The following is a 24,810-nucleotide window of genomic DNA, read 5'->3' as shown; positions in this document are numbered from 1 at the left end:
CGACTCAGCCGCACCAGGCGCACGCTGCGGATCCAGGACGGCGTTGGCGTCCACGCACCGGAATGAGACAGTAGTGTTTCACTCCTCGGACTAATCTCCCCGGGCGTATCCCCACCGATGCTCTACCGATGATCCGAGGCATCCCATGACCGCCCCCACCGACACCGCCCCGCGTTCCGAGGACCCCAAGGACTCCGACGAACCGGCCGCGAGCACAGTCACCACGACTCAGGACTTAGCCGACGCCGCAGCCGAGAAGAAGCAGGACCACAGCGCCCGCATCGCGGTGACGGTCTTCCCCCTCATCATGTTCGGCGCCTTCCTCGCCGCCTACTTCTCCCCCGCCACCTTCGTGCCGCTGGCCGGCTACATGACGCCACTGCTGGCCGTCACGATGTTGGGGATGGGGATGACCCTGTCGATCCCAGACTTCACGATGATCGCCCGGCACCCGAAGCCGGTCGTTCTGGGCGTGCTCAGCCAGTACGCGATCATGCCGCTGGTGGGCTGGAGCGTCGCGAACCTGCTGCCGCTGTCCCCCGAGCTCAAGGTCGGCATCATCCTCATCGGTTGCGTGCCCGGTGGGACGACGTCGAACGTGGTCACCTATCTGGCCAAGGGCAACACGGCCCTGTCGGTGTCGATGACGGCCTTCTCCACGATGCTCGCCCCGGTGGTCACCCCACTGCTGACCCTATGGCTGGCCGGCACCTACATGCAGGTCCCGGCCGGTTCGATGGCGCTGTCGATCGTGCAGATCGTGCTGCTGCCGGTGGGTGCGGGCCTGGCCTGCAACGTCTTCTTCCACAAGCAGGTGGCCCGGATCCAGCCGGCTATGCCGTGGGTGTCGGTGGTGGCGATCGCCGCGGTGGTGGCGGCGGTGGCCTCCAAGAGCCAGCCGCTCATCGCCACCGCCGGTCCGCTCATGTTCGCAGCGATCGCCCTGGAGAACGCGACCGGTTACGCGCTGGGCTACGCGGCGGCGCGGACCTTCGGGGTCTCGCGGGCCGACCGGCGCACGATCGGCATCGAGGTGGGACTGCAGAACGCCGGGCTCGGATCGACCCTGGCCCTGCAGTACCTGAGTGCGGCGGTGGCCGCCCCTTGTGCGGTGGCGACCTTCTGGCACACGATCACCGGCTCCCTGCTGGCCATGTACTGGCGTCTGCGCGGCTTCCCGCCCGGGGAGGACCCGCACGCCACCGTGCGCGAGCTGCGCCGTCGGGCCGAGAGCGGAGAGCCATTACCCTCAGGCACCTGACGGCGCGGAATTGAGCGGGCTCAACGACCGTGTAAGCCACACAGCACCATCGGCGTTGTCGGCAACGATGGCGTACAGTTGACGTGCCGCCGCGTTACGGCGCGGAGTGGAAGTAAGCGCCAGTGCACCCATGTCGTCATGTGGGCCCGGCGTTCGCGCTTGAGCAACCACTGCACCGAACCGATCTCGCGATAGAGTGACGGATGCTCAGGGCAGTAGCCCCGTGAAGTGAACCCGGCAGCCTTCCGGACGGTGGGCGAGCCGGGTTTCGCGCACCATGAGAGACGGTTGGCAAGGACAGCTCCCTATCCGGCACGACGCCGGGGCCGGAAGGAATCACGTCCTTCCGGCCCCGGTATCGGTGACATCGGTCAACGGCAGATGGCCGACGACGACCGGTTCACAGCATGCAGGACACGCAGCCCTCGACCTCGGTGCCGGTCAGGGCCGCCTGGCGCAGGCGAATGTAGTAGAGGGTCTTGATGCCCTTGCGCCACGCGTAGATCTGGGCGCGGTTGACGTCACGGGTGGTGGCCGTGTCCGGGAAGAACAGCGTGAGGCTCAGGCCCTGGTCCACGTGCTGGGTGGCCGCGGCGTAGGTGTCGATGATCTTCTCGGGGCCGATCTCGTAGGCGTCCTGGTAGTACTCGAGGTTGTCATTCGTCATGAAGGGCGCCGGGTAGTAGACGCGGCCGATCTTGCCCTCCTTGCGAATCTCCACCTTGGCCACGATCGGGTGGATCGAGGAGGTGGAGTTGTTGATGTAGGAGATCGAGCCGGTGGGCGGCACGGCCTGCAGGTTGCGGTTGTACAGGCCGCCCTCCTTGACCTTGGCGGCCAGAGCGGCCCAGTCCTCACGTGTGGGCACGTCCACGCTGGAGGCCTCAAAGATCTCCTTGACGCGCTCGGTGACCGGCACGAAGTCCTGGGTCACGTACTTCTCGAAGAACTCGCCGCTGGCGTAGGTCGAGTCCTCGAAGCCCACGAAGCTCTCCCCGCGCTCCACGGCCATCTCGTTCGACGCCGTCAGGGCGGCGAACAGGACGCTGGCGAAGTAGACGTTGGTGAAGTCCAGGCCTTCCTCGGAGCCGTAGTGGATGCGCTCGCGCGCCAGGAAGCCGTGGAGGTTCATCTGCCCCAGGCCGATGGCGTGCGACTCGTGGTTGCCCCGGTCGATGGAGGGCACGCTGGGCAGGTGGGTCTGGTCGCTGACGGCCGTCAGGCCGCGCACCGCGGTGCGGATCGTGCGGGCGAAGTCCGGGGAGTCCATCGTCTTGGCGATATTGAGGCTGCCCAGGTTGCAGGAGATGTCCTTGCCCACGTGGGCGAAGGTGAGGTCCTCGTTGAGCTCGCTGGGCTCGGAGACCTGGAGGATCTCGGAGCACAGGTTGGACATGACGACCTTGCCCTTGATGGGGTTGGCCCTGTTGACCGTGTCCTCGAACATGACGTACGGGTAGCCGGACTCGAACTGGATCTCGGCCAGGGTCTGGAAGAAGGTGCGGGCGTTGATCTTCTTCTTCTTGATGCGCCCGTCATCCACCATCTCGTGGTACTTCTCCGTGACGTTGACGTCCGCGAAGGGCATGCCGTAGACGCGCTCGACGTCGTAGGGGCTGAAGAGGTACATGTCCTCGTTCTTGCGGGCCAGCTCGAAGGTGATGTCCGGGATGACGACGCCCAGGGAGAGGGTCTTGATGCGGATCTTCTCGTCGGCGTTCTCCCGCTTGGTGTCCAGGAACCGCATGATGTCGGGGTGGTGGGCATGCAGGTACACGGCCCCGGCGCCCTGGCGGGCCCCCAGCTGGTTGGCATAGGAGAAGGAGTCCTCCAACAGCTTCATGACGGGGATGACGCCGCTGGACTGGTTCTCGATGCGCTTGATGGGAGCGCCCATCTCACGCAGGTTGCTCAGCAGCAGGGCCACTCCCCCGCCGCGCTTGGACAGCTGGAGGGCGGAGTTGATACCGCGGGCGATCGACTCCATGTTGTCCTCGATGCGCACCAGGAAGCAGGACACGGGTTCGCCGCGCTGAGCCTTGCCCTCGTTGAGGAAGGTGGGGGTGGCCGGCTGGAAGCGGCCGGACATCATCTCGTCGATGAGGTCGAGGGCCAGCTGCTCGTCGCCGTCGGCCAGGGTGAGGGCCACCATGGTGACGCGGTCCTCGAAGCGCTCCAGGTAGCGCTTCCCGTCGAAGGTCTTGAGCGTGTAGGACGTGTAGTACTTGAAGGCGCCCAGGAAGGTCTCGAAGCGGAACTTGTGGGCGTAGGCGGCCTTGAAGGCGTCCTTGACGAACTCCGGGGAGTACTTGTCCAGGATGTGGCCCTCGTAGTAGCCCTCCTCGACCAGGTACTCGAGCTTCTCCTCCAGGTCATGGAAGAACACCGTGTTCTGGTTGACGTGCTGCAGGAAGTACTGCCGGGCCGCCTCATGGTCGGCGTCGAACTGGATCCTGCCGTTCGCGTCGTAGAGGTTCAGCTTCGCGTTGAGCGCGTGGTAGTCCAGATCCGGGGAGGACACGGTCTCTGAGCCGATGTCCGTCAGCGTGTCTGCCAAAAGTCTTCCAATCCTTCTTTGACGCGTGCGACGTCCGTGGGGGTGCCGAGCAGCTCGTAGCGGTACAGGAACGGCACCCCCAGCTTGCTGGCGATGATGTCACCCGCCAGGCAGTAGGCCTGGCCGAAGTTGGTGTTGCCCGAGGCGATGACGCCCCGGCACAGGGCCCGGTTGTCCGGGTTGTTGAGGAAGGCGATGACCTGCTTGGGCACCGCCCCCTTGACGGATCCGCCGCCGTAGGTGGGTACGACCAGGACGTACTCCTCATCCACAGTCAGCGGCGGATCCGTACGCCGCAGGGGGATGCGCGCCGTCGGGAAGCCGAGCTTGCCCACGAACCGGTGCGTGTTCTCCGAGGTGGAGGAGAAGTAGACCAGCAGGGGCCTGCTGCTCACGGCGCGCCCCGGGGTCTTCAGACCGCGACGGACTCGACGGCCAGGGCGAGGGTCTTGATCTTGTCCGGACGGAAGCCGGACCAGTGGTCCTCTCCGGCGACGACGACGGGAGCCTGGGCGTAGCCCAGCGACTTGACCTGCTCGAGAGCCTGAGCATCCAGGGAAATGTCCACCGTCTCGTAGGACAGACCGGCCTTGTCCATGGCGCGGTAGGTGGCCGTGCACTGGACGCAGTTGGGCTTGCTGTAGATGGTGATCGCCATGGCCGTCTCTTCCTCAGGGTCCGGTGGCGGTGACTGCGGCCCGTCCCTGGGCAGGGACTGCGCCGGCGGCACCACACGCTTGTCATTCACGGGAGGCCAGAACGGCCCCGCGGAGTAAGACACTACCCCTTGGGGTGGGGCTGGTCCACCACCCCAAGATGCTGTGTCTGACGTGGCCCTGTGCACACCACCCCTCCCTTCTGTGGAAAACGCTCGCCAGGCTGTGGACGGCTGGTGGAGACGCTCCGGCGGCCATCCCGGGGGCGACACCCGAGTCCGACTCCACGATCCGCAGAACGATGGTCTTACACGGGTGTGACATCTATTCGACCCCCTTAACCACAGGGGGGACCGGCGGTTGCCGACGCTCTACCCCCAGCCCTGGGGACGAAGATGAAAAATTCGCCTCCGAACACGCGCGCTCTCGGCGTGTCGCAGCACTCAGCAAACAGTCAGAAAACAGCCGGACCTCACGAGGTAGTTGAAGGTGATTGTTCCGGTGGCCACCCACGGCCCACGTCCCACCACGGGACGGAAGAGCCCGACAAGAGCACCGAGGGTACGCAGTCTCACACCTGGCGAGAGGCCCCTGCTCTAGCATTATTTGCATAGGTCGATTTATCGTTACTGTATCGTAATAATCCGGTTCCCGACCCACCTCCTTCCCCAAAGACTCTCAAGGACTCAGCATGCAGCAGCTGATGCAAGAACTTCCCCTGACGCTGGCCTATATCGGCGCCGACCTGGTGGCCATCGCCCTGCTGGTCGGAGCGCTCTACATCCCGCGCCACGGGCGTCGCGACCTCGTGGCCGCCTACATCGGCGTCAACGTGGGCGTCCTGGCCGTCACCCTGCTGCTGTCAACGAGTAACAACGTCGGCGCCGGCCTGGGCCTGGGGCTCTTCGGCGTCCTATCCATCATCCGCCTGCGCTCCTCCTCCTTGGCCCAGGGCGAGGTGGCCTACTTCTTCGCGGCCCTGGCCCTCGGTCTGCTCGGCGGCATCAAGAGCCACCTCATCATCGTGGCCATCCTCATGGTCCTCATCCTCGGTTCCCTGTGGGTCGGCGACCACCCCGGGCTCGTGCGCAACAACCGCAATCAGACCGTCACCCTCGACCGGGCCATCAGCGACGAGAACGAGCTCATCACCGAGCTCGAGGACCTGCTCGGCGCCCAGGTGCGCAGCGTCGACCTCAAGAGCCTGGACCTGGTCAACGACACCACCATCGTCGAGGTGCACTACCGCCTGGGTCGTCGGCCCCGCGCAGCGCAGCCGACCACTCAACCGGAGGCCGCCGGCGCATCGCAGAGCTCGCAGCCGCGTCAGGAGGTCGCACCGCGGGGCCCTTACCCGGTCCAGGAGGTTCCGCCGCAGGCTCCCGCCCAGATCCAGCCCACCGGGCAGCAGGTCTGGCCCGAGGCCCCCTCGCACGACAGCGCCGCGTCGGCGGCCACCGCCCCGCCCCGCTACGACTGGATCGTCGGCAACCGGCAGCAGCACGTCTCCCAGCAGCACACTCAGTCGAGCGCCCCGCCGCCGCCCGTGGTGCATCCCCGCTACAACTGACCAGCGGGCCGACCGCACGACCACACCGACGACGCCAACACGACCCGCTCATCACTACCTCACCGCTACCTCACCACCGACCCGCACCGACCGACCGCCCCACCCCGAGACTCCCGATCCCGGAAAGGACCGCACCGTGCCGAATACCGAAGGCATCGACACGATCACCCTCGCCGAGCTCAACTCCGAGGCGAGCCTCCTGACCCGCATGGACCGTAAGTACCTGGTGCCCCCTGGCGACACCCAGGACGTCGTCGACTACCTCGCTCCGCGAGCGCAGGTCCTCCAGATCGACGGCCTGCGCCACTTCCGCTACGCCTCGACCTACTTCGACACCCCCGGCCTGGACGCCTACTTCCTTGCCGCCCACAAGCGCCGTCGGCGCTACAAGATCCGCACCCGCACCTACCTGGACTCCGGCCTGTGCTTCCTGGAGGTCAAGACCAACGGCTCACGCGAGTCCACCGTCAAGGACCGCTTCAAGTACGACCCCGACGACGCCGACCGCATCACACCCGACGGACGCCTGTTCGTCATCGAGCGCCTGGTGGAGTCCTCCACCTGCTCCTCGGACGAGGCGCGCACCATCGCCGAGGCCCTCGTCCCGGTCATGGACTCCACCTACAGCCGCACCACCCTGCACCTGCCCCACGACGAGGCCCGCGCCACCTTCGACACCGAGCTCACCTGGGACCTGTTCGACCCCGACGGGCGCCGTCTGAAGCAAGGCGTCTCGGTGGGCCACCTCAACGTCGTCGAGACGAAGAACCCGTCCACCGCCTCCCCCACCGACCGGCTCCTGTGGAACCGGGGCCACCGGCCGGCGCGCATCTCGAAGTACGCCACCGGGATGGCGCTGCTGTACGCCAACCTGCCCACCAACCGCTGGCACCGCACCATCAACCGCGACCTGGGCCGCTACAAGCGTCAGGCCCCGCTGCGCCAGCTAGCAGCCTGATCCGGCCGCGTCTGTTCGGCCGCACCCCACCTCATCACCAGCGCCTCCGGGACTAACGGGCACCGCCCGCCCCGGAGGCGCTGTTCGCTGCTTCACACCGGCGACGGAACAAGTCATGCCTCCCCCATGACCCATTCACAGCCCGCTCATGGAATGCGCCCGTTGACTGCTATTCACCGGACGGAGTCACGCCGCCGCGGCGCGCCCCGAGCACACGCTCGACCTTGAGGCGCCCACCCCGACAGGCCCCGGCACCGGTCCGAATGATCCCGACAGGAGCCTCCCGATGAGCCTGACCACCCTGACCTACATCGCCGCCGACCTGATCGCCCTCACCGTCCTGGTCGGGGCCCTCTACGCCCCACGCCACGCCCGCAAGGACCTCATGGCCGCCTACATCGGCGTCAACGTGGGCGTCCTGGCCGTCACCCTGCTGCTGTCGACCGCGAGCGTCGCGGCCGGCCTGGGCCTGGGACTCTTCGGCGTCCTGTCCATCATCCGCCTGCGCTCGACCGAGCTGGCCCAGCACGAGGTCGCCTACTTCTTCGCGGCCCTGGCCCTGGGCCTGCTCGGCGGGATCCAGACCGCGCCGATCGGGATGGTGGCCGCCCTCATGGGCACCGTGGTCGCCGCCCTGTGGATCGGCGACCACCCCGCACTCATGCGCCGCAACCGCCATCAGGTGATCGTGCTCGACCACGCCATCACCGACGAGACCGCCCTCATCGCCCACCTGGAGCGCACCCTGGGCGGGCAGGTCCGCTCGGTGGAGGTCCAGCGCCTCGACCTGGTCAACGACACCACCATCGTCGACGTCCGCTTCCGGGTGCCTCGCCAGACTCCCGCCGAGCTGGAGCCCGAGCTCTCCGAGATGTCCGACGACGTCGCCCCCGCCCCGGAGCCGATCACTGCGCCGATCACTGCGCCGTCCGGTGCGCCCGCCGGTGCGCCCGCCGTCTCACCCGGGCAGTCCTGGACCGGTACCCCCCTGAGCACCGTGCAGCCCGATACCCGCACGAGCCGGACCGACACCCAGCCCATCACCATCAGGCCGGCCGCCCAGTACGTCACCCGCTCCGCACCGCAGACAGCACCGTCCGCCGCCCAGTCCAGCACCCAGACGGCCACCCAGACCGTCATGGCCGCGCGCTGAGACCGCCCACAGTGACCTCCACAGTGACCGCCACAGTGACCGTCACAGTGACCGTCACGGCGACCGACAGAACCGAAAGGACTGCGATGACTGCCTCCACGATGATCTCCACCGCGACCTCGGGAGCTGCGGCGTCGACGCCCCGCACGAGCCGGACGGCTCCTCAGGCACCGACCCGCCTCAGCACGGAGCACCTGGCCACGACCACCCTCACCGAGCTCAACAGCGCCGCCGGTCTGCTCACCCGCGTGGACCGCAAGTACCTGGTGCCCCTGGCCTGCGCGCAGGACCTCGTGGACGGGCTCGCGCCTCACGCCCAGGTCCTGGCCATCGATGAGCGGCGTCGCTTCTCCTACGCGTCGGCCTACTTCGACACCCCGGAGCTGGACGCCTTCATGCTCACGGCCCGCAAGCGGCGTCGGCGCTTCAAGGTCCGCACCCGCACCTACCTGGACTCCGGCCTGTGCTTCCTGGAGGTCAAGACCCGCGGCGCGCGCGGCACCACCGTCAAGCGGCGCATGGGCTACCAGGCCGACGACGCCTCCCGCCTCACCGGCCCCGGTCGCGCCTTCGTGGCGGCCTGTCTGGCGAGCACGGGGGTCACCGGCTCGGCCGCCGCCCACGAGGTCGCCGCTGCGCTCAGGCCGGTGCTGGCCACCACCTACCAGCGCACCACCCTGCACCTGCCGCACGCCGAGGCCCGGGCCACCATCGACACGGCCCTGAGCTGGCGACGCCTGGGGCCGGTGCCCCCTGCGGGCCCGCAGGCGCTGCACCCGGCCCACCTGGCCGCTGCCATCAACGACGGCGAGCCGGTGGCGGTGGCGGATATCGCCGTCGTCGAGACGAAGAACCCGGCCACGCCGTCGCCGGCGGACCGCGCCCTGTGGGACGCCGGGTACCGCCCCACCCGCATCTCGAAGTACGCCACCGGGATGGCGCTGCTCCACCCAGAGCTGCCCGCCAACAGGTGGTACCGCACCCTGACCCACGAGCTCGCCGACCTGTTCGGCACCGACCGCTCCAGCCTGGAGAGCATCACCGGCGCTCACCACCACGGCCGCCGCCTCGCCGCGACGGCCAGCAGCGCCGCCTGAGCGCCGCGCCCAGACCATCCGCAGACCCGACCCACGATCCGATCAACCGATCCGATCAACCGGACCCGAGAAGAAGAGAAACAGAAACGATGAAGACCACCAAGACGATGACGACCAAGCCCCTGACCCGACTTCGCCGCCGCGCGACCGGAGCCGTCGCGGTCCTGGCCGCGCTCGCCCTGGCGGCCGGCTGCTCGACCTCCTCGGCCTCCGGCAACGCGAGCGCCTCCGGCTCGAGCGAGTCGGAGACCACGTGGACGACGATCTCCTCATCGGTGGCCACGGCGTCGACCGGTGCGAGCGTCTCCGACATCCTGGGCGTCAACGCCTCGGTGGAGGACGCCTCCAGCTCCGAGGACGACGCCGGGACCACGGACACGTCGTCGGCCACCACGATCACCCTGTCGGGTTCGTCGGCCTCGGTCGGCGGGTCGTCGTCGGGCAACGTGAAGGTCGACGGGGGCACCGTGACCATCAGCAGCGGCGGCACCTACGTCATCAGCGGGGAGCTGACCGACGGGCGGATCGTCGTCAACGCCCCGGATGCCGACGTGCGTCTGGTCCTCAGCGGCGCGAGCATCACGAGCTCGGACGGCCCCGCCATCGACATCCAGGACGCCGGCAACGCGATCGTGGTCCTGGCCAAGGACTCCAAGAACACGCTGACCGACGGCGCCACCTACGCCTCCGGGCAGGAGGCCACCGCGGCCCTGTTCTCCTCGGACACGCTCACCGTCACCGGGACCGGCTCGCTGGACGTGACCGGCTCCTACAAGGACGGCATCTCCTCCAAGAACGGCCTTATCATCACCGGGAGCACCACGATCAGCGTCAAGGCCGCCGACGACGGCCTGCGCGGCAAGGACTACCTGGTGGTCGAGTCCGGGACGCTGACGGTCGAGGCCGGAGGCGACGGCCTGAAGTCCAGTGAGGGCGACGACAAGACGAAGGGCTTCGTGTCCCTGGGCAAGGCGAGCATCACGCTGACCTCCTCCGACGACGCGATCTCAGCGATCACCGACGTCACCGTCAAGGACACCACGCTGACGATCACGGCCGGGGGCGGGCAGGCCAACGCCACCGTTGAGGAGAAGGCGGCTCCCGGGCAGGAGTCGACCGCGGACTCCACCACGCCCTCACCCAAGGGCATCAATGCCGGCGTGAGCTACACGCAGGACTCCGGGACCGTCGCCATCGACGCGGCCGACGAGGGGCTTCAGGCCCCGTTCATCAACGTGGCCGGTGGCGAGCTGTCCATCGCGGCGGGCGACGACGGCATCAACGCCTCCAACGGCGACCACGTCATCGAGGGCCACGAGAACGCGGACTCCGAGTCCGACGACGGCTCGGTGCTGACGATCAGCGGCGGCGAGGTGGAGGTCTCCTACGCCTCCTCGGACGGCATCGACTCCAACGGCTCGGCCTACGTCAAGGGCGGGATCGTGGTGGTCTCCGGCGAGGCCGGCAACATGGACGGGTCGGTGGACGCCAACGGGGAGACCCAGCTCGTGGGGCTGACGGGCTCGCCGTCGGTGACCGCGGGCGACACGCTCACCGTCACCGACTCCTCCGGGTCCCAGATGGCCTCCGTCAAGGTCGACTTCACGGCCGAGGCGATCACCGTGCTGGGGCTGACCGAGGGCCAGGAGTACACGGTGGCGACGTCGTCGGGCGGCTCGGCCACGGGGACGGCCTCGGCGCTGTCATCCGGGATGGGCGGCCCCATGGGCGGCGGTGGCCAGGGCGGCCCCGGTGGTCAGGGCGGCCAGCCGCCCAGCGGCGGCCAGCCCGGTGGCGGCCAGCAGCCCGGCAACCAGAGCAACCAGAACGGTCAGTCGAACAGCCAGTCCGGCACCGCCCAGAGCAGCTGATCTGAGCCGAGCCGACCAGAAGCCGAACGGGGGGCCGCAGCATCACGCTGCGGCCCCCATCTATTTTAACATTTTCAACTATATTCAATCTTCACTGAAGATAAAATTTGCGCTACCATATGACACACCTCAACATGAAGAAAAGTTCGAGGCAATCAAGCGGACGAGGAAACAAATGACAACACCCAAAGAACCATGGTACAGCAAATGCTGGGATTACATCAAAGATAACCCAACCTTGATGGCGCTTATTGGCGGTACGATAGCATTATTCATAATGCTGTATACTTGGCCCACTCTCATCCCAGATTACGAACATAATATCATGATTCGAACAATGCTTACAAATTCAGTTGGACTGCTTGCGATACTGACTTTTACGGCAAATATAATGATAGGAACATCTAAGGATAATTTCAACAGAAACAACACATACTTAGGTGTTGAGGTTAACTCTTTCTTTTTAATTCACTCAGCTTTCACTAGAATCATTTCAGGACTGCCTTTCAAGATAGGGGTTTCTCTTCTATTCTTACTTCCGATCATTTATTTTGAGATTCCTGCATTAGCATCAATCGTTGTTATACCACTCTGGTGGTCTCTATTTGGAATAATCTCTTCCCTTCTGCTTTTAAACATCCTTAACACTATCTCGATAATTCGTCCGCAGTACATTCGATTTCGCATAAGAAAGCATAAAATCAAAAAATGGCATGCCTTTGTGAATGGGGTTCTCAGTAAATCAACCACCCCCTATGACTCATATGCATGGCACAAGTATTACTTGCTTGAGTATGAGGCAATCAAACCAGAGGACCACAGCGATTATCTAAAGTACATTCTTAACAATCTCAGCCCCATCGATTCCGCCATCTATACTCTTTTAAGTTCTCCACCAAAAATTTCCTCTGGCCCAATTTATGACTTCCTTTCAGGGCGCCTCCAGGCGCTGATTGAGCACCTTGAAGAAACTGACGACCCGAGAACAATTAACGAGCTATTTCAGTTAATTTCAAACACTGTCGAAATACACCAGAATGCAAGCGGCAACTTGAATAGTAAAAACTCGGAAAAACTCACGGTTTGCAGCGAGGATCAAGTTTCTCGCATCCGCCTACTCACACCTGAGAGTAGTAAGTTCGATAAAACAGTGCAGGTAATACCTGCAGTCACATACAACGAAATTTCTTACAAAATTCATGAGGGCAAGATTAACCTCAGCCAAAAGGACTTGAGAGTTCTAGTATCTTCGATCGACAATATTAAGCACCAGGCAACGAAAGAGTACGCTGCAAAACAGTTGATTGAAGCCATCTTCACAGCATCATTTTTGAATTTCGGGAATCCTCAGCTAAACATTAATATCGTTGAAGCCATGCCTTATCTCAACCCCTACGCCGACCCGATCGGAGATGAATGCATGTTGAGGAAACTAGCATTTTCATTTGCTGAGCGGAAGATAATCTCTGGAGAGAGCTTGCCAAATGGATCCTATAAAAATCTTCTGAAGTTCACTTCATATAACTTGCGGATTGCAAACCTGTTTGTAACTCTATTCAAAAACAAGGAATCTTTCGATCTGAAGCTGGCCGAGTACTTAACGCAGGAAATTGAACCTGTCGACCTAACGTCGAAAGACGAATTTGTTGATGAGCCACTGCAATACGACTCTGATTTACTGAAGTTTGAAGCAGGTAAAGTAAAGGAAATGATATATAAGTTTGATAGCAGACCATTAAATATGACTCTCATGAATATCCGCGATGGAGGCGCACTAGAGTGGCTTTTTGACATTCTAAAGAAGCCAATTACCTGCGACATGTATAGGGAGTTTGAGAAACAGAATTTTAAACGATTCTTTAGATTTCGCACTGTAGTCCTATGGAGAACTCTAGTCTCTACGGAAATCTATGATAACTTATACTATTTATTAGACGGCGCATCAGGTTATAGTGGCATGTTTTACAAAAGTGATCAAGATCAGTCAGATCTCATAGACTTAAAAGAAGCAACGGAAGAAGTTGACAAGGCGGCTGATCTCCTTGAAGGTTTTGGCCGGAAAGAGGAGGCTAAAATGCTGCGCCGGTCTATCGCTACGAAGTGAAACACCGGTTTCTCAGCACTCTACGACGTTGACGGCCAGGCCGCCGCGGAAAGTCTCCTTGTACTTGGCGAGCATATCCTCGCCGGTCTGATGCATCGTCTCAATGACGGTGTCGAGGCCGACGGCGCGGCCCCGTGCCCGGGCTCCGATTCCTGCGATCTCGGCGGCCGTCAGTCGGTGGGGCGCACCAGCCACCAGGCGGCGTAGGGCGGCACCGGCACGCGGCCGTCGCCTGCCCCCTCCAGCGAGGTGGACCCGAAGGGGATCGTGTCGGTCAGGACGTCGGTGGCCCCCATGACGCCGAGCCGGGCGAGCTGGTCGGCGGCGACCGAGCGCCACTGCGGCGTCACGTTGTACACGCCCACGAAGCTGCCGCGCGGGTGGTCGCGGTAGATCACCAGCACGCCGGGGTCGTCGACGTCCTGGACCTGGGTGCGCACGACGGCGTCGAGCTGGGGCAGGCCCGCGCGCACCCGCGCCATGTGGGCCAGGTCGGTGAAGACGCGCCCCTCGACGGTGGAGCGGTCGTGCCGGTTGGCCATCCGCGTCTCGTCGAGCCGGGGCCGCCCGGCCCAGCGCGAGTCGGCCTCGTGGCCGGGCTCGGTGTCCCAGTTGGGGTCGTTGGGCTGGGCGAGCTCGTCGCCGCTCCACAGGACGGGGACGCCGCCCCAGCCGTAGAGGATGGCGTGAGCCATGCGCAGGGCGTGGATCCGCTCCTCGCGCCAGGTCCACAAGGACTCCACCTCGTGCTCGGGGGCCTCGTCGGTGACGCCCTCCCAGGCCTCCGCGGCGGCCTCGATCCCGATGAGTGAGGCCGCGGTCCCGGCGATGCGCCGGTCCCCGGTGGCCGGGTTGTGCTGGAAGACCAGGCCCGCGGCGTCGGAGGAGGGATACTCGCCGCTGTACCAGTCCGCGAGGAAGGCCCGGTGGTCGTAGCCGCTGAGGCCGACGGCGGCCGCGTCGTCGTCATCGATGGCCCAGCCGATGTCGTCGTGGCAGCGCAGGTAGGTGATCCAGGTGGCCGTGGACGGCTCGACCGGCAGGCTCTGGAGCGCCTCGACGGCCAGCGTCGTGTCGCGCGCGGCGAGCATGGACCAGATCTGGACCATGAGGGAGTTGTGGTAGGCCAGGTCGGAGACCTTGCCGGTGTACTTGCCCTGGCCCAGGTACTGGAGGAGCTCGGTGGGGGCGACGATCGCCTCGGCCTTGAGGTCGACGGCGGGGCATGCGATGCGGGTCAGGGCGCGCAGCACCTCGGTGATGGCGTGGACCTCGGGCTGGCCCTGGCAGTCGGTGCCCAGGCGCTTGATGGTGAAGGCGATGGCGCCCAGGCGCAGCACCTCGACGCCGCGGTTGGCCAGATCCAGGACGATCCCGGCGAACTCGGCCATGACGCGTGGGTTGCGCCAGTTGAGGTCCCACTGGAAGGAGTTGAAGGTGGTCCACACCCAGCCGCTGACATCCTCGTCCCAGGTGAAGTTGCCGGGGGCGAAGTCGGGGAAGACCTCCGGCAGGGTGCGCTCGTAGGCATCGGGCTCGGTGCGGTCGGGGAAGATGAGGAAGTAGTCGCGGTAGCGCTGCTCGCCGGCGCGCGCCCGGGCCGCCCACTCGTGCTCGGCGGCCACGTGGTTGAGGACGAGGTCCACCACCAGGGAGATACCCTCGGCGCGCAGCTCGCCGGCCAGGTGCTCGAGGTCATCCATGGTGCCCAGGTCCGGACGCACGGTGCGGTAGTCGGCCACCGCGTAGCCGCCGTCGGAGTCGCCGGGGCGCGGGGTGAGCAGGGGCATGAGGTGGAGGTAGCTGACGCCGAGCTCACGCAGGTAGTCGATGCGGTCCTCCACGCCGCGCAGGGTGCCGGCGAAGCGCTCGGTGTAGGCGGCGTAGCCGACGCGGCCGGGGTGCTGGGCCCAGGCGGGGTCGAGGGTGCGGGCCAGGTCCAGGCGGCGCAGCTCGTGCTCACGCTCCACGTAGGCCCGGGCGGCCAGGGCCAGCAGGTTGAGGGCCGTGTCCTCGGCAGTGTCCCCGTAAAGGGTGGTGAGCCCGTCGATGAGGTCGGGGTACCAGGCCTCCACGCGCGTGAGGAAGATGTCGCGCTCGGCGGCCTCAAGCGGGTCCAGGACGTGGAAGACGATGTCGTCGAGGGAGGACGGGAGGGGAGGGGTGGCGCTCATGGATCCATGGTCCCCGATTCGACGTCGCCGCGGTACTGATTTCCTCACCGTCCCACCGGCCGGCGACCGCGGACGGGCAGCAGGACAAGCCGCTGCCGACAGAGCCCGCCCCGACCACCGGCGGGGACATTCCGCGCGGCCGGGTGCATCGCCCGATCAGACGGGGACATGTCACGCGTACGGGGACGGAATTTCTGTCCCCGGCCGGGTGGAACGCCCCCGCCCGGGAGGAAAGGTCCCCGACGGCGTCGAATGTCCCCGGCCGCGAGAGACGGGCGACCGACGGCCCCACAGGCGCAGGAAGATCAGGATTCGGCGGCGTCGTAACGCTCGCGATGGGCCAGGATCTGGGCGGCGTTGTCCTGGATCCAGGTGCGCAGCACGCCGATGGGCGCCTGGAGGCTGCGGCCCAGGTCGGTCAGCTCGTAGTCGACGTGCGGCGGCACCCCCGGCAGCTGGGTGCGCGTGACCAGTCCGTCGCGCTCCATGGAGCGCAGCGTCTGGGTGAGGACCTTGGGGGTGACTCCGCCGACCCGCGAGCGCAGCTCGCCGAAGCGGCTCGGCCCGTCGGCCAGGACCGTCACCACGAGTGGGGTCCAGCGGTCGACGACGTGGCGCAGTACCGTGCGCGACGGGCAGGCCGGCGACAGGATGTCGAAGTCGAAGACCGCCGCCTCGACGCCGCGGCCCACGGCACCGCTCTCCGTGTCGTCGCGGCGCACCGAGCCCCTCGACTCGCGTGCGGCAGGCGCGCCTGGGCAGGCCCCTGCGGCGCCGTCGCCATCGGCCCGCACCGAGCCCTCCGACTCATGCGGAGCCGACGCACTCGGGGACGAATCGTCGGTAGCGGCACCACCGCTGCCATGGCGCTCCTCCTGCTGGCGCCCCATCAGCCCGACAGAACGTGACACAACACACTCCTATAGTTACTTTGAGGTACTTGGTACCTTAAGCATACCATCAAGCCATCGCGAGCACGGCGACATCCCGTCGCGCACACTCGTCCGCAAACGCCGCTCCCTCATCCAACAGGAGGAAAAGTCATGAAGATCGCCGTCATCGGAGGAACCGGAATGGTCGGCTCGGCCGTCGTCGCCGAGGCCGCGGGCCGCGGGCACGAGGTCGTCTCGGCCTCCCGCTCGGGGCGCCACGCCGAGGGCGCCGCGCAGGACGTCAGCCTCACCCTGTCAGACACCCGGGCCCTCGTCGACCTCATCAACGCCTCCGACGCCACGATCATCTCCGTCTCCGCGGGCCGCGGCGAGTCCGCCCAGCCGGCCATCGACGCCCACCGCGCCCTCATCGCCGCCGCCCCCACCGGCCGGCTCGTGGTCGTCGGCGGTGCCGGCTCCCTGCTGACGCCCGACGGCGCCCGCCTGGTGGACAGCCCCGGCTTCCCCGAGGAGTACAAGCCCGAGGCCCTGGCCTTCTCCGAGGTTCTCGACCTCTACCGCGGGGCCGACGACGCCCTGCGCTGGACCTTCCTCTCCCCCGCCCCGGCCTTCACCGACAAGCCCCGCACCGGCAGCTACGTCGAGGGAACGGACGAGCCCGCGGGCGGCGAGATCTCCGTGGCCGACTTCGCCGTCGCCCTGGTCGACGAGGCCGAGAAGGACGCCCACCGCGGCCGGCGCTGGACCATCGCCAACGCCTGAGCCACAGCTTTTCACATCCCCTCGCCAAGCCGGGCCGGTTCCTCGTGATCGGCCCGGCTTGGCCGGCACGCCCCGAGCGGTGCACGCTAGATCCATGACTCCCATCGCCCTGACCATCGCCGGCTCCGAGGCCTCGGGCGGCGCCGGCGCCCAGACCGACCTCAAGACCTTCCACACCCTCGGCGTCTTCGGCTGCACGGCCCTGACCTGCATCGTGTCCATGGACCCCAAGGACAGCTGGAACCACCGCTTCGTCCCGGTGGACCCCGGTGTCATCGCCGACCAGATCGAGACCTGCGCCGCCGTCCACTCGCGCGTCGACGCCGTCAAGATCGGCATGCTGGGCACGGCGGCCACCATCGACGTCGTCGAGCAGGCACTGGAGACCTACGACTTCCCCACCGTGGTGCTCGACCCGGTCCTCATCTGCAAGGGCCAGGAGTTCGGGGGCGCCCTGGAGGTGGACAACGCGCTGCGCTCCAAGATCCTGCCGCGCGCCACGATGACCACCCCGAACCTCTTCGAGGCCGCCACCCTGGCGGGCGTGGAGGAGATCACGACGGTCGATCAGCTCAAGGACGCCGCCAAGCGCATCCACGACCAGGGCGTCCCCAACGTCCTGGCCAAGGCCGGCCCGTCGCTGGGCACCGGCACCGCGCTGGACGTCTTCTACGACGGCACCACCCTGGAGGTCCTCGAGGTCGAGGCCGTGGGCACCGAGCGCGTCCACGGCGCCGGCTGCACCCTGGCGGCCGCGGTCACCGCCGAGCTCTCCAAGGGCGCCACCCCACTGGAGGCCGCCGTCACCGCCAAGGAGGTCGTCTCCTCCTCCATCCGGCACGGGCTGCGCGGCAACATGCCCTTCCTCTACGTCTACCAGGGCGAGTACCGGCCGGCCTGAGGCCCTTCACCGCGGTTCTCCGCGGTTATCCATGGCCTCCCGCAGTCTTCCAGGGTCATGCACAGACCTGACTGCCCGCTTGCCATCTGTACGTCCGCCGTCGACGGCCTCCAGTGCCGCTGACGGCGGACGTCCGTCAAAGTCGGGTCATTTTGTCACTCAGGGAGACTTTTCCCTTGACCTGACGCCGCCACAATCCCACACACAGGGCTCTGACCTGGGAGGATATGCCGCCCTCCCGCCGAGAAGCAGCACTCGGGCGACCTAAAAGTCGCCACCAGTGACACTTTCGACCGTGCGATCCGGCGCGTGTACACGTTCCGGTAGATAGATTGCCTAGTAACTAGGTAGTCTATGAACCATGGACACCTCGACGGCCCGTCTCCTGCGCGGCTTCCTGGAACCCTGCCTGCTCTCCCTGCTGGCCGAGCACGCCGACTATGGCCTGTCACTGGCTCAGCGCCTCGCCGCCGCCGGGCTGGACGAGGTTCCGGGCGGCACGCTCTACCCGGCCCTCATGCGACTGGAGAAGCGCGGCCTCGTCGCGGTCTCCTGGCGCCCCTCCACCTCGGGCCCCGCGCGCAAGTACTACGCGCTGACGGAGGCCGGACGCACAGAGCTCGCCGCACGGCGGACCGAGTGGCGGGCCTTCTCCACAGCCGTTGGCGCCCTCATCGAGGGCCGGTCGGCCCGGGCGGAGGCCTCCTCATGAACCGCGCTCAAGAGCCTTGCGGCCCCGCGCCGGACCCGCCCGACTGGTACCGGACCTTCGAGACGGAGCTCGCCTGCCACGGCCTTCCGGTCCCCGAGGTCTCACGCACCTCCACCTCGACCCGCGCCGAGGCGGAGGCGGCCGGCGTGCCGCCCTTCGAGATGTACGGGCCGGCAGTCCTCTACGCCCGCGAGGTCGCCTCCGCTCTGCGCGACTACCAGGGAACGGTCGCCCCTCCGGCGCCCGGCTCATGGACCGGCAACCCCACCGACCTCAGCTCGACTGATCTCGTCGACGCCTCCGACCATAGCGTCCCGGTCGACTCCGCCGAGCAGGCGCCTACCGCAACCACCATCCCGGCTGACGCCGTCCCGTCCATCGCCCCCGTCGTCCTGCGCCTGACGAACGTGTCCGTGCACCGCGGCAGGCGCACGGTCCTGTCCGGCATCAGCCTCACCGTCCACCGAGGTGAGGTCGTCGCCGTCGTCGGGGCCAACGGCGCCGGCAAGTCGACCCTGCTCCAGCTCTGTGCGGGCCTGCTGCGCGCCGAGAGCGGACGTATCGAGCGGACACCACGCTTCGGCTACGCACCCCAGCTCGACTCCCTGGCTCCCCTGCTCACGGTCGACGAGCACCTCAGGCTCTTCGGCGCGGCACGCGGCATGCCGCGGGGCCGCTCGGTCTCGACGGGGCACCGGCTCCTGACCCGCCTGGGCTGGACCGCCCGAGGAGACCAGAACGCCGGAACACTCTCCGGCGGGACCCAGCAGAAGCTCAACGTCGCCCTCGCCCAGCTCGACGCACCCGACCTGCTGCTGCTGGACGAGCCCTACCAGGGCCTGGACGCCCTGGCCTACGAGGACCTGTGGGCACTCATCTCCTCCTGGCGCGCCTCGGGTGCGGGGGTCCTGCTGGTCACCCACCTGCTGCGCGACGTCGACCTGGTCGACCGTGTCATCGAGCTTCCGGCGCCGCAGGAGGGCAGCGGCCGGTCAGCCCGTTGGGCACCCCGATGGACACGGCGGAAGGAACCCGCATGAGCACACCGCCCCCTCAGCCACCCGCCTCGCAAGCCGGACCTCCCCACACCGAGGCCTCCCGGTTCCGATCGACGGCGGCGACCACGGGCCTCGTCGCCCTCATCACCCTGCGTGAGCTCGCCCGACGGCGCGGCGCCCTCGCGCTGGCGACTCTTCTGCCGTTGGTCTTCTACCTGGTGCGCCTGGAGGCGCACTGGACCGCCATCCGGCTCCTGTCGATCGGCCTGGGCTGGGCGACGGCGACGCTGGCGCTGTTCACGCAGGTCTCCTCCCGGTCGGTGGACCGCCGCCTGACCGTGAACGGAGCGGACCCCACGGCTCTGCTGCTGGGCCGCCACCTCGCCGTCCTCGGCCTGGGGTGGGCCGTCGGCCTGCTCTACAGCGGGCTTGTGCTGACCACGATCGGCGACGAGCTCACCCGCCCGGGGACAGTCCCGGTCATGCTGCTGCTGACGGCCGCCGTCGCCGCTCCCCTGGGCTCGTTGGCCGCCGCTCTGGTCCCACGGGACCTGGAGGGGGCGCTCCTGCTGCTGTCGGTCATGGCCATCCAGGTGCTCGTCGACCCCTCGGAGGGCTGGACCCGCGTCCTGCCCCTGTGGTCGACCCGGGAGCTGGCCAGCGTCGTCGTGGAGAACCTGGGGTCGCAGACCGCGACCTACCTGCACCGAGGACTGGCGCATGGCGTTGCGACGGCCGTCCTGCTGACCGCGGCGAGCTGGGCCGTGGGCGCCCTGCGACTGCGCACGGTGCGCATCCCGGCCCCGAGTCCTGCCGAGCCGGCCTACTCGTAGGCGGGCTCGGGAGTGACGTCGCGCGCCATGTTGGCGAAGCGCGAGACGTGCCCCTGGAAGGCCACCGGAATGGTGCGGGTCTGCCCGTTGCGGTGCTTGGCCACGATGATGTCGGCCTCGCCGGGGCGCTCCTCGTTGTTGTAGTACTCCGGACGGTGCAGCAGGATGATGATGTCGGCGTCCTGCTCCAACGACCCGGACTCGCGCAGGTCGCTCATCTGGGGCTTGTTGCCGGTGCGCTGCTCGGGACCGCGGTTGAGCTGGGCGACGGCGATGACCGGGATCTCCAGCTCCTTGGCCAGCAGCTTGAGGGACCGGGAGAACTCGGAGACCTCCTGCTGGCGCGACTCGACCCGCTTGCCCGAGCTCATGAGCTGGAGGTAGTCGATGACCATGAGCCCCAGGTCGTGCTGCTGCTTCATGCGCAGCGCCTTGGAGCGGATCTCCGGCATCGTGAGGTTGGGCGAGTCGTCGATGAACAGCGGCGCGTTGGACACGGGGTTGTAGGCCACGGCGACGTCGGTCCAGTCCCGGTCCTCCATCTGGCGCGAGCCGCGCAGCTTGTTCATGTCCACGCTGGACTCGGCGGCCAGGATGCGCATCATGAGCTCCATGCGGCCCATCTCCAGGGAGAAGTAGCAGCTGGTGATGCCGTGGTGGATCGAGGCCGAGCGGCAGAAGTCGACGGCGAGGGTGGACTTGCCCATGGCGGGACGCGCGGCCACGATGATCATCTGGCCGGGATGCAGCCCGCCGGTGAGCTCGTCGAGCTCGATGAAGTCGGTGGGGACGCCGGTCATGGCCCCGTTCTCGCGGTTCTGGGCGGCCTCAATCTCAAGGTTGGCTTCACCCAGGAGCTCGGAGACGGCGACGTAGTCCTCCTTCTCGCCGTCGTGGTGGGCCACCGAGTAGACCTCGGCCTCGGCCAGGGTGACGAGCTCGGCGATGTCGCCGGCGTCGGTGGAGTACCCCAGCTGGGTGATGCGGGTTCCGGCCTGGACCAGGCCGCGCATGAGCGCCTTGTCCTTGACGATGCGGGCGTAGTAGCCGGCGTTGGCCGCCGTGGGGACGGTGGCCATGAGGGAGGCCAGGTAGGGGGCGCCGCCGACGCGCTCGAGCTCGCCGCGCCGGGAGAGCTCGTCGGCCACGATGAGCGGATCGGCGGGCTCGGAGCGGTTGTAGACCTCGACGATGGCGTCGAAGATCGACTCGTGGGCCGAGCGGTAGAACTCCGGTCCGCGCAGGACGTCGATGACGTCGGTGATGGCCTCCTTGCTCAGGAGCATGCCGCCCAACGTGGCCATCTCGGCCTCAAGGTCCTGGGGCGGGAGGCGGTCGAAGGCGGCGCTGTCGGTCCGGACGCTCCCGCCGCCGGCGCCCTCCGAGCCGGCCTGCCCGCCCATGCCGTTGTCCATCCGGCCACCTTCCGCACGATCACGCCGGTTGGTACCGGCCCCTCCTACCACTCCCGACGACGGAGCGCCGTGCCAGGAAGACGCTCGCCCGCGTGGAGCGCGCGCGTGACGATAACGCCATCGCGCAGACCTGGCAAACTCTCAAGTTCGCCAGTCTTGGGGATATCCGCACCGCCACTGTGGGAAGACCCCCCATCCCTGGGGACAGAAGCGCATCCACTGTGGATACAGATGTGCGCATCTGGTGCAGCCGTACCAGGGACTGTCGACTTTTCGTTGCCATCACTGACATCTGCGAGTTCAGGCTTCCTATAGGCACTTCCCACGACATCACAATGTGATCTGTGGACAAGTGGGTAAACCTGTGGACAAACATGACGCTCGACTTGAGGTCCACACCGTTTGTGGCTCTCCTACAGGGATGTCCGCACCAGTTATCCCCAGGTTGCTCGCACTCCGGCGGACAACGGCCTCACCAGTCGCATTTCCAGGATTCTTTCAGTATGTACCTACTTTTCTTTCTGGAGAATAGTTGTGCGATCCTCCAGAGAATCCGGGTTGTTCGCCCGATCGATGACGCGGGGGCCGTGGACGCCGGCCCGCCCTCAACCTGATCCTCAACCTGGCCATGAGGACCGCTTCGGCACAGGCAGGTTCGTCTCAACGAACTCATCCCGCGCGGTGGCGTGCGGTGTGTGCGCGCCGTCGAGCAGGCTCCGTGCGGCCCACCGCGCCCACCCGGCAACCGCCCATGACCTCCAGTGGTCCCCTCCGGTCCACCGTGGTCCACAATGGGGCGGTGCCCGACGCCAGCAGCCCCGTTTCCACCAGTCTCAACCGCCAGGTCCTGTCGCTGGCCCTGCCCGCGCTGGGGGCGCTGATCGCCGAGCCGCTCTTCGTCCTGGCGGACTCGGCGATGGTCGGTCACCTCGGAGCGGTCAGCCTGGCGGGCCTGTCGCTGGCCTCGACGATCCTGACGACGACGGTGGGCCTGTTCGTCTTCCTGGCCTACGCCACCACGGCGACGACGGCGCGCCTGTTCGGCGCGGGCCGGCGCACGCAGGGCCTGCGGGCCGGCGTCGACGGGATGTGGCTGGCCCTCCTGCTGGGGCTGGGAGCGGGAACCCTCCTGGGACTGGGCGCCCCGTGGCTGACACAGGCGATGGGCGCCCATGGTCCGGTGGCGCAGGCCGCTGTGGCCTACCTGCGCGCCTCCTGCCCGGGACTGCCGGGCATGTTCGTCGTCCTGGCGGCCACCGGGGTGCTACGCGGTCTGCTGGACACGCGCACGCCCTTCGTCGTGGCCTCCGGCGGCGCGGTCCTCAACGTCGCCGTCAACGCGATCCTGCTCTACGGCGTCGGGATGGGGATCGCGGGCTCGGGCGCCGGCACCGCGATCGCACAGACGGCCATGGCGCTGGCGCTGGCCCGCCCGATCCTTCGTGAGGCCCGGGCGGCCGGCGTCGGTCTGCTCCCCCGCCGTGATGGCCTGCGAGCCTCACTGGGCAGCGGCACCCCGCTGCTCATCCGCTCGCTGAGCCTGCGGGTGGCGATCCTGGCCACCGTGTGGGCGGCGACGGCGCTCGGGGACGTATCGCTGGCGGCCCACCAGGTGGTCAACGTCCTGTGGACCTTCGCGGCCTTCGCCCTGGACGCGCTGGCGGTGGCGGCGCAGGCACTCATCGGCACCGCCCTGGGACAGGCGCAGAGAGCCGACGGCGAGTCCACCGCGACCGATACCTCGGCCGGCACCGACGCGGAGGCTCAGACCGCCTCGGCCACGGCGGGCTGGTCCATTGACGAGCTCCTGCGACGCATGCTCACCTGGGGCGCCGGGACCGGTGTGCTCATCGGGGTGCTCATGGCGGCCGGTGCCGCCTGGCTGCCCCGCGCCTTCACCTCCGACGCCGGCGTCATCGCGGCCGCGACTCCGACCCTGCTCGTGGCGGCGAGCGCGCTGCCGCTGGCCGGGGTCGTCTACCTGCTCGACGGCGTACTCATGGGCGCCGGCGACGGCCGCTACCTGGCGTGGGCGGGTCTGGTGACGCTGGCGCCCTATGTCCCCCTGGCTCTGCTCATCGGCGGCGGCGTGCTGCCGGGCGCCACCGGTTCGACGTCGGGCCTGGTCGAGCTGTGGGTCGCCTTCGCCTGCGTGTTCATGGCCGCCCGCGGCGCCACCACCTACCTGCGCGCCCGCGGCACCGCCTGGCGCCACTGAGCCGCCCCGGCGCGCCGCCCTCGCCAGTCCCTACGCGCGCGGTCGTACCTTGTATCGCGCGATCGAGGGGTAGAGGGTACGACCGCGCGACCTACCCCACGAACCGGAGGTCAGCACGAGGCCGAGGCACCCTCAGGACGACGCCGTCGGGCCAGATCCCTCCCCGGAAGGAGGAGACCCGGCCCGACGGCGGAAAGAAGCCCGGAGGCTCTCAGCGCGCGGGGACGACGTTGACCTCGAGGGGGGCCACGACGTCGGCGTGCAGGCGCACGGAGGCGCTGTGACGGCCGGTCGACTTGATCGGCGGCACGACCTGGATCTTGCGGCGGTCGACGGCGGGGCCGCCGGCGGCCTTGACGGCGTCGGCCAGGGTTGCGGTGGTCACGGCGCCGAAGAGACGGCCGTTGTCGCCCGCGGTGGCGGAGACGGTCACGACGTTCTCCTGCAGCCAGGTGCGCGCGGTCTGGGCGTGCTCGAGGGACTCGATGGAGCGCTTGCGACGCGCCTCGGTCATCTGGTCGATCTGGCGCTGGGCGCCCTTGGTCCACGGGGTGGCCAGCTTGCGGGGCAGGAGGTAGTTACGGGCGTAGCCGTCCTTGACCTCCACGACCTCGCCGGCGGAGCCGAGGTGGGAGACGTCGTGCGTGAGGATGAGCTTGGTGGTCATTGCGCGTGCC

21 protein-coding genes are annotated in these 24,810 nt (G+C 67.2%); 13 read left to right on the top strand and 8 right to left on the bottom strand.

The features are described from left to right. Positions 1-145 precede the first annotated feature (145 nt). Positions 146-1,261 (top strand): bile acid:sodium symporter family protein, encoded by a 1,116-nt coding sequence (locus tag HCR68_RS05015; protein WP_167146992.1) that lies wholly within the window; start codon positions 146-148, stop codon positions 1,259-1,261. 400 nt (positions 1,262-1,661) lie between these two features. Here HCR68_RS05015 and nrdE read toward each other — a convergent pair whose 3' ends face one another. From nrdE to nrdH, 3 genes are read right to left on the bottom strand one after another with little or no spacing between them, the layout of a single operon-like run. Beyond that, a complete protein-coding gene (gene nrdE / locus HCR68_RS05010; RefSeq protein ID WP_167146989.1) occupies positions 1,662-3,818 on the bottom strand; it encodes a class 1b ribonucleoside-diphosphate reductase subunit alpha in 2,157 nt (718 codons plus the stop codon). Beyond that, positions 3,803-4,213, bottom strand: a complete 411-nt coding sequence (gene nrdI, locus HCR68_RS05005) for a class Ib ribonucleoside-diphosphate reductase assembly flavoprotein NrdI (protein ID WP_167146986.1) — start codon at positions 4,211-4,213, stop codon at positions 3,803-3,805. Before nrdI ends, nrdE begins: the two co-directional genes overlap by 16 nt. Before the next feature lie 17 nt (positions 4,214-4,230). Continuing rightward, a complete protein-coding gene (gene nrdH / locus HCR68_RS05000; RefSeq protein ID WP_003788409.1) occupies positions 4,231-4,476 on the bottom strand; it encodes a glutaredoxin-like protein NrdH in 246 nt (81 codons plus the stop codon). 689 nt (positions 4,477-5,165) lie between these two features. On the opposite strand from nrdH, the gene HCR68_RS04995 reads away from it, so the two are divergent. From HCR68_RS04995 to HCR68_RS04970, 6 genes are all read left to right on the top strand, one after another. Further along, complete coding sequence (locus HCR68_RS04995) at positions 5,166-6,044, top strand: DUF4956 domain-containing protein (RefSeq protein WP_167146984.1); 879 nt, start codon at positions 5,166-5,168, stop codon at positions 6,042-6,044. A 136-nt stretch (positions 6,045-6,180) separates the two neighbouring features. Further along, complete coding sequence (locus HCR68_RS04990; RefSeq protein ID WP_167146981.1) at positions 6,181-7,002, top strand: polyphosphate polymerase domain-containing protein; 822 nt, start codon at positions 6,181-6,183, stop codon at positions 7,000-7,002. Between the two features lie 286 nt (positions 7,003-7,288). Next, positions 7,289-8,155: a DUF4956 domain-containing protein gene (locus HCR68_RS04985; RefSeq protein ID WP_167146978.1), complete on the top strand. Its 867-nt coding sequence runs from the start codon at positions 7,289-7,291 to the stop codon at positions 8,153-8,155. 86 nt (positions 8,156-8,241) lie between these two features. Beyond that, positions 8,242-9,252, top strand: a complete 1,011-nt coding sequence (locus HCR68_RS04980; RefSeq protein ID WP_243858938.1) for a polyphosphate polymerase domain-containing protein — start codon at positions 8,242-8,244, stop codon at positions 9,250-9,252. Between the two features lie 89 nt (positions 9,253-9,341). Continuing rightward, positions 9,342-11,123, top strand: coding sequence for a carbohydrate-binding domain-containing protein (locus HCR68_RS04975; protein WP_167146975.1), 1,782 nt, complete (start codon positions 9,342-9,344; stop codon positions 11,121-11,123). A gap of 175 nt (positions 11,124-11,298) precedes the next feature. After that, a complete protein-coding gene (locus tag HCR68_RS04970) occupies positions 11,299-13,227 on the top strand; it encodes a hypothetical protein (RefSeq protein ID WP_167146971.1) in 1,929 nt (642 codons plus the stop codon). Between the two features lie 12 nt (positions 13,228-13,239). On the opposite strand, the gene HCR68_RS14190 is transcribed toward HCR68_RS04970, so the two are convergent. The 3 genes from HCR68_RS14190 to HCR68_RS14185 all read right to left on the bottom strand — a co-directional run bounded on the left by HCR68_RS14190 (position 13,240) and on the right by HCR68_RS14185 (position 16,312). Continuing rightward, positions 13,240-13,425, bottom strand: a complete 186-nt coding sequence (locus HCR68_RS14190) for an L-serine ammonia-lyase, iron-sulfur-dependent, subunit alpha (RefSeq protein WP_243858942.1) — start codon at positions 13,423-13,425, stop codon at positions 13,240-13,242. Further along, positions 13,398-15,401 carry an alpha-amylase family protein gene (locus HCR68_RS04960; RefSeq protein ID WP_167146968.1) on the bottom strand — a complete coding sequence of 668 codons (2,004 nt, stop codon included), beginning with the start codon at positions 15,399-15,401 and terminating at the stop codon, positions 13,398-13,400. Before HCR68_RS04960 ends, HCR68_RS14190 begins: the two co-directional genes overlap by 28 nt. A gap of 305 nt (positions 15,402-15,706) precedes the next feature. Continuing rightward, positions 15,707-16,312 (bottom strand): helix-turn-helix domain-containing protein, encoded by a 606-nt coding sequence (locus tag HCR68_RS14185; RefSeq protein WP_243858937.1) that lies wholly within the window; start codon positions 16,310-16,312, stop codon positions 15,707-15,709. Positions 16,313-16,444: 132 nt separating this feature from the next. On the opposite strand from HCR68_RS14185, the gene HCR68_RS04950 reads away from it, so the two are divergent. The 5 genes from HCR68_RS04950 to HCR68_RS04930 all read left to right on the top strand — a co-directional run bounded on the left by HCR68_RS04950 (position 16,445) and on the right by HCR68_RS04930 (position 20,500). Then, entirely contained in the window at positions 16,445-17,056 is a 612-nt protein-coding gene (locus HCR68_RS04950) for an NAD(P)H-binding protein (RefSeq protein WP_167146965.1), read from the top strand. A 94-nt stretch (positions 17,057-17,150) separates the two neighbouring features. Beyond that, the gene (locus HCR68_RS04945) at positions 17,151-17,957 is read left to right on the top strand and encodes a hydroxymethylpyrimidine/phosphomethylpyrimidine kinase (protein ID WP_167146962.1); all 807 of its coding nucleotides are present in this window, start codon (positions 17,151-17,153) and stop codon (positions 17,955-17,957) included. A 361-nt stretch (positions 17,958-18,318) separates the two neighbouring features. Next, entirely contained in the window at positions 18,319-18,669 is a 351-nt protein-coding gene (locus tag HCR68_RS04940) for a PadR family transcriptional regulator (protein ID WP_167146959.1), read from the top strand. Further along, complete coding sequence (locus tag HCR68_RS04935) at positions 18,666-19,709, top strand: ABC transporter ATP-binding protein (RefSeq protein WP_167146956.1); 1,044 nt, start codon at positions 18,666-18,668, stop codon at positions 19,707-19,709. The genes HCR68_RS04940 and HCR68_RS04935 overlap by 4 nt, the downstream gene beginning before the upstream one ends. After that, the gene (locus tag HCR68_RS04930; protein ID WP_167146953.1) at positions 19,706-20,500 is read left to right on the top strand and encodes an ABC transporter permease; all 795 of its coding nucleotides are present in this window, start codon (positions 19,706-19,708) and stop codon (positions 20,498-20,500) included. The genes HCR68_RS04935 and HCR68_RS04930 overlap by 4 nt, the downstream gene beginning before the upstream one ends. Here HCR68_RS04930 and dnaB read toward each other — a convergent pair. After that, positions 20,491-21,915, bottom strand: coding sequence for a replicative DNA helicase (gene dnaB / locus HCR68_RS04925; protein ID WP_167146950.1), 1,425 nt, complete (start codon positions 21,913-21,915; stop codon positions 20,491-20,493). The two genes, HCR68_RS04930 and dnaB, sit on opposite strands and share 10 nt — an antisense overlap. Positions 21,916-22,666: 751 nt before the next feature. Here dnaB and HCR68_RS04920 point away from each other — a divergent pair. Beyond that, positions 22,667-24,133, top strand: coding sequence for an MATE family efflux transporter (locus HCR68_RS04920; protein WP_167146947.1), 1,467 nt, complete (start codon positions 22,667-22,669; stop codon positions 24,131-24,133). A 211-nt stretch (positions 24,134-24,344) separates the two neighbouring features. Here the strand turns inward: HCR68_RS04920 and rplI are convergent, their stop codons facing one another. Continuing rightward, on the bottom strand, positions 24,345-24,800 hold the full coding sequence (gene rplI / locus HCR68_RS04915) for a 50S ribosomal protein L9 (RefSeq protein ID WP_167146944.1): 456 nt from the start codon (positions 24,798-24,800) through the stop codon (positions 24,345-24,347). Positions 24,801-24,810: the final 10 nt, after the last annotated feature.

The organism is Actinomyces sp. ZJ308 (assembly GCF_011752065.1).
GTDB lineage: Bacteria > Actinomycetota > Actinomycetes > Actinomycetales > Actinomycetaceae > Actinomyces.
This window is presented reverse-complemented; position numbering and strand designations above follow the sequence as displayed.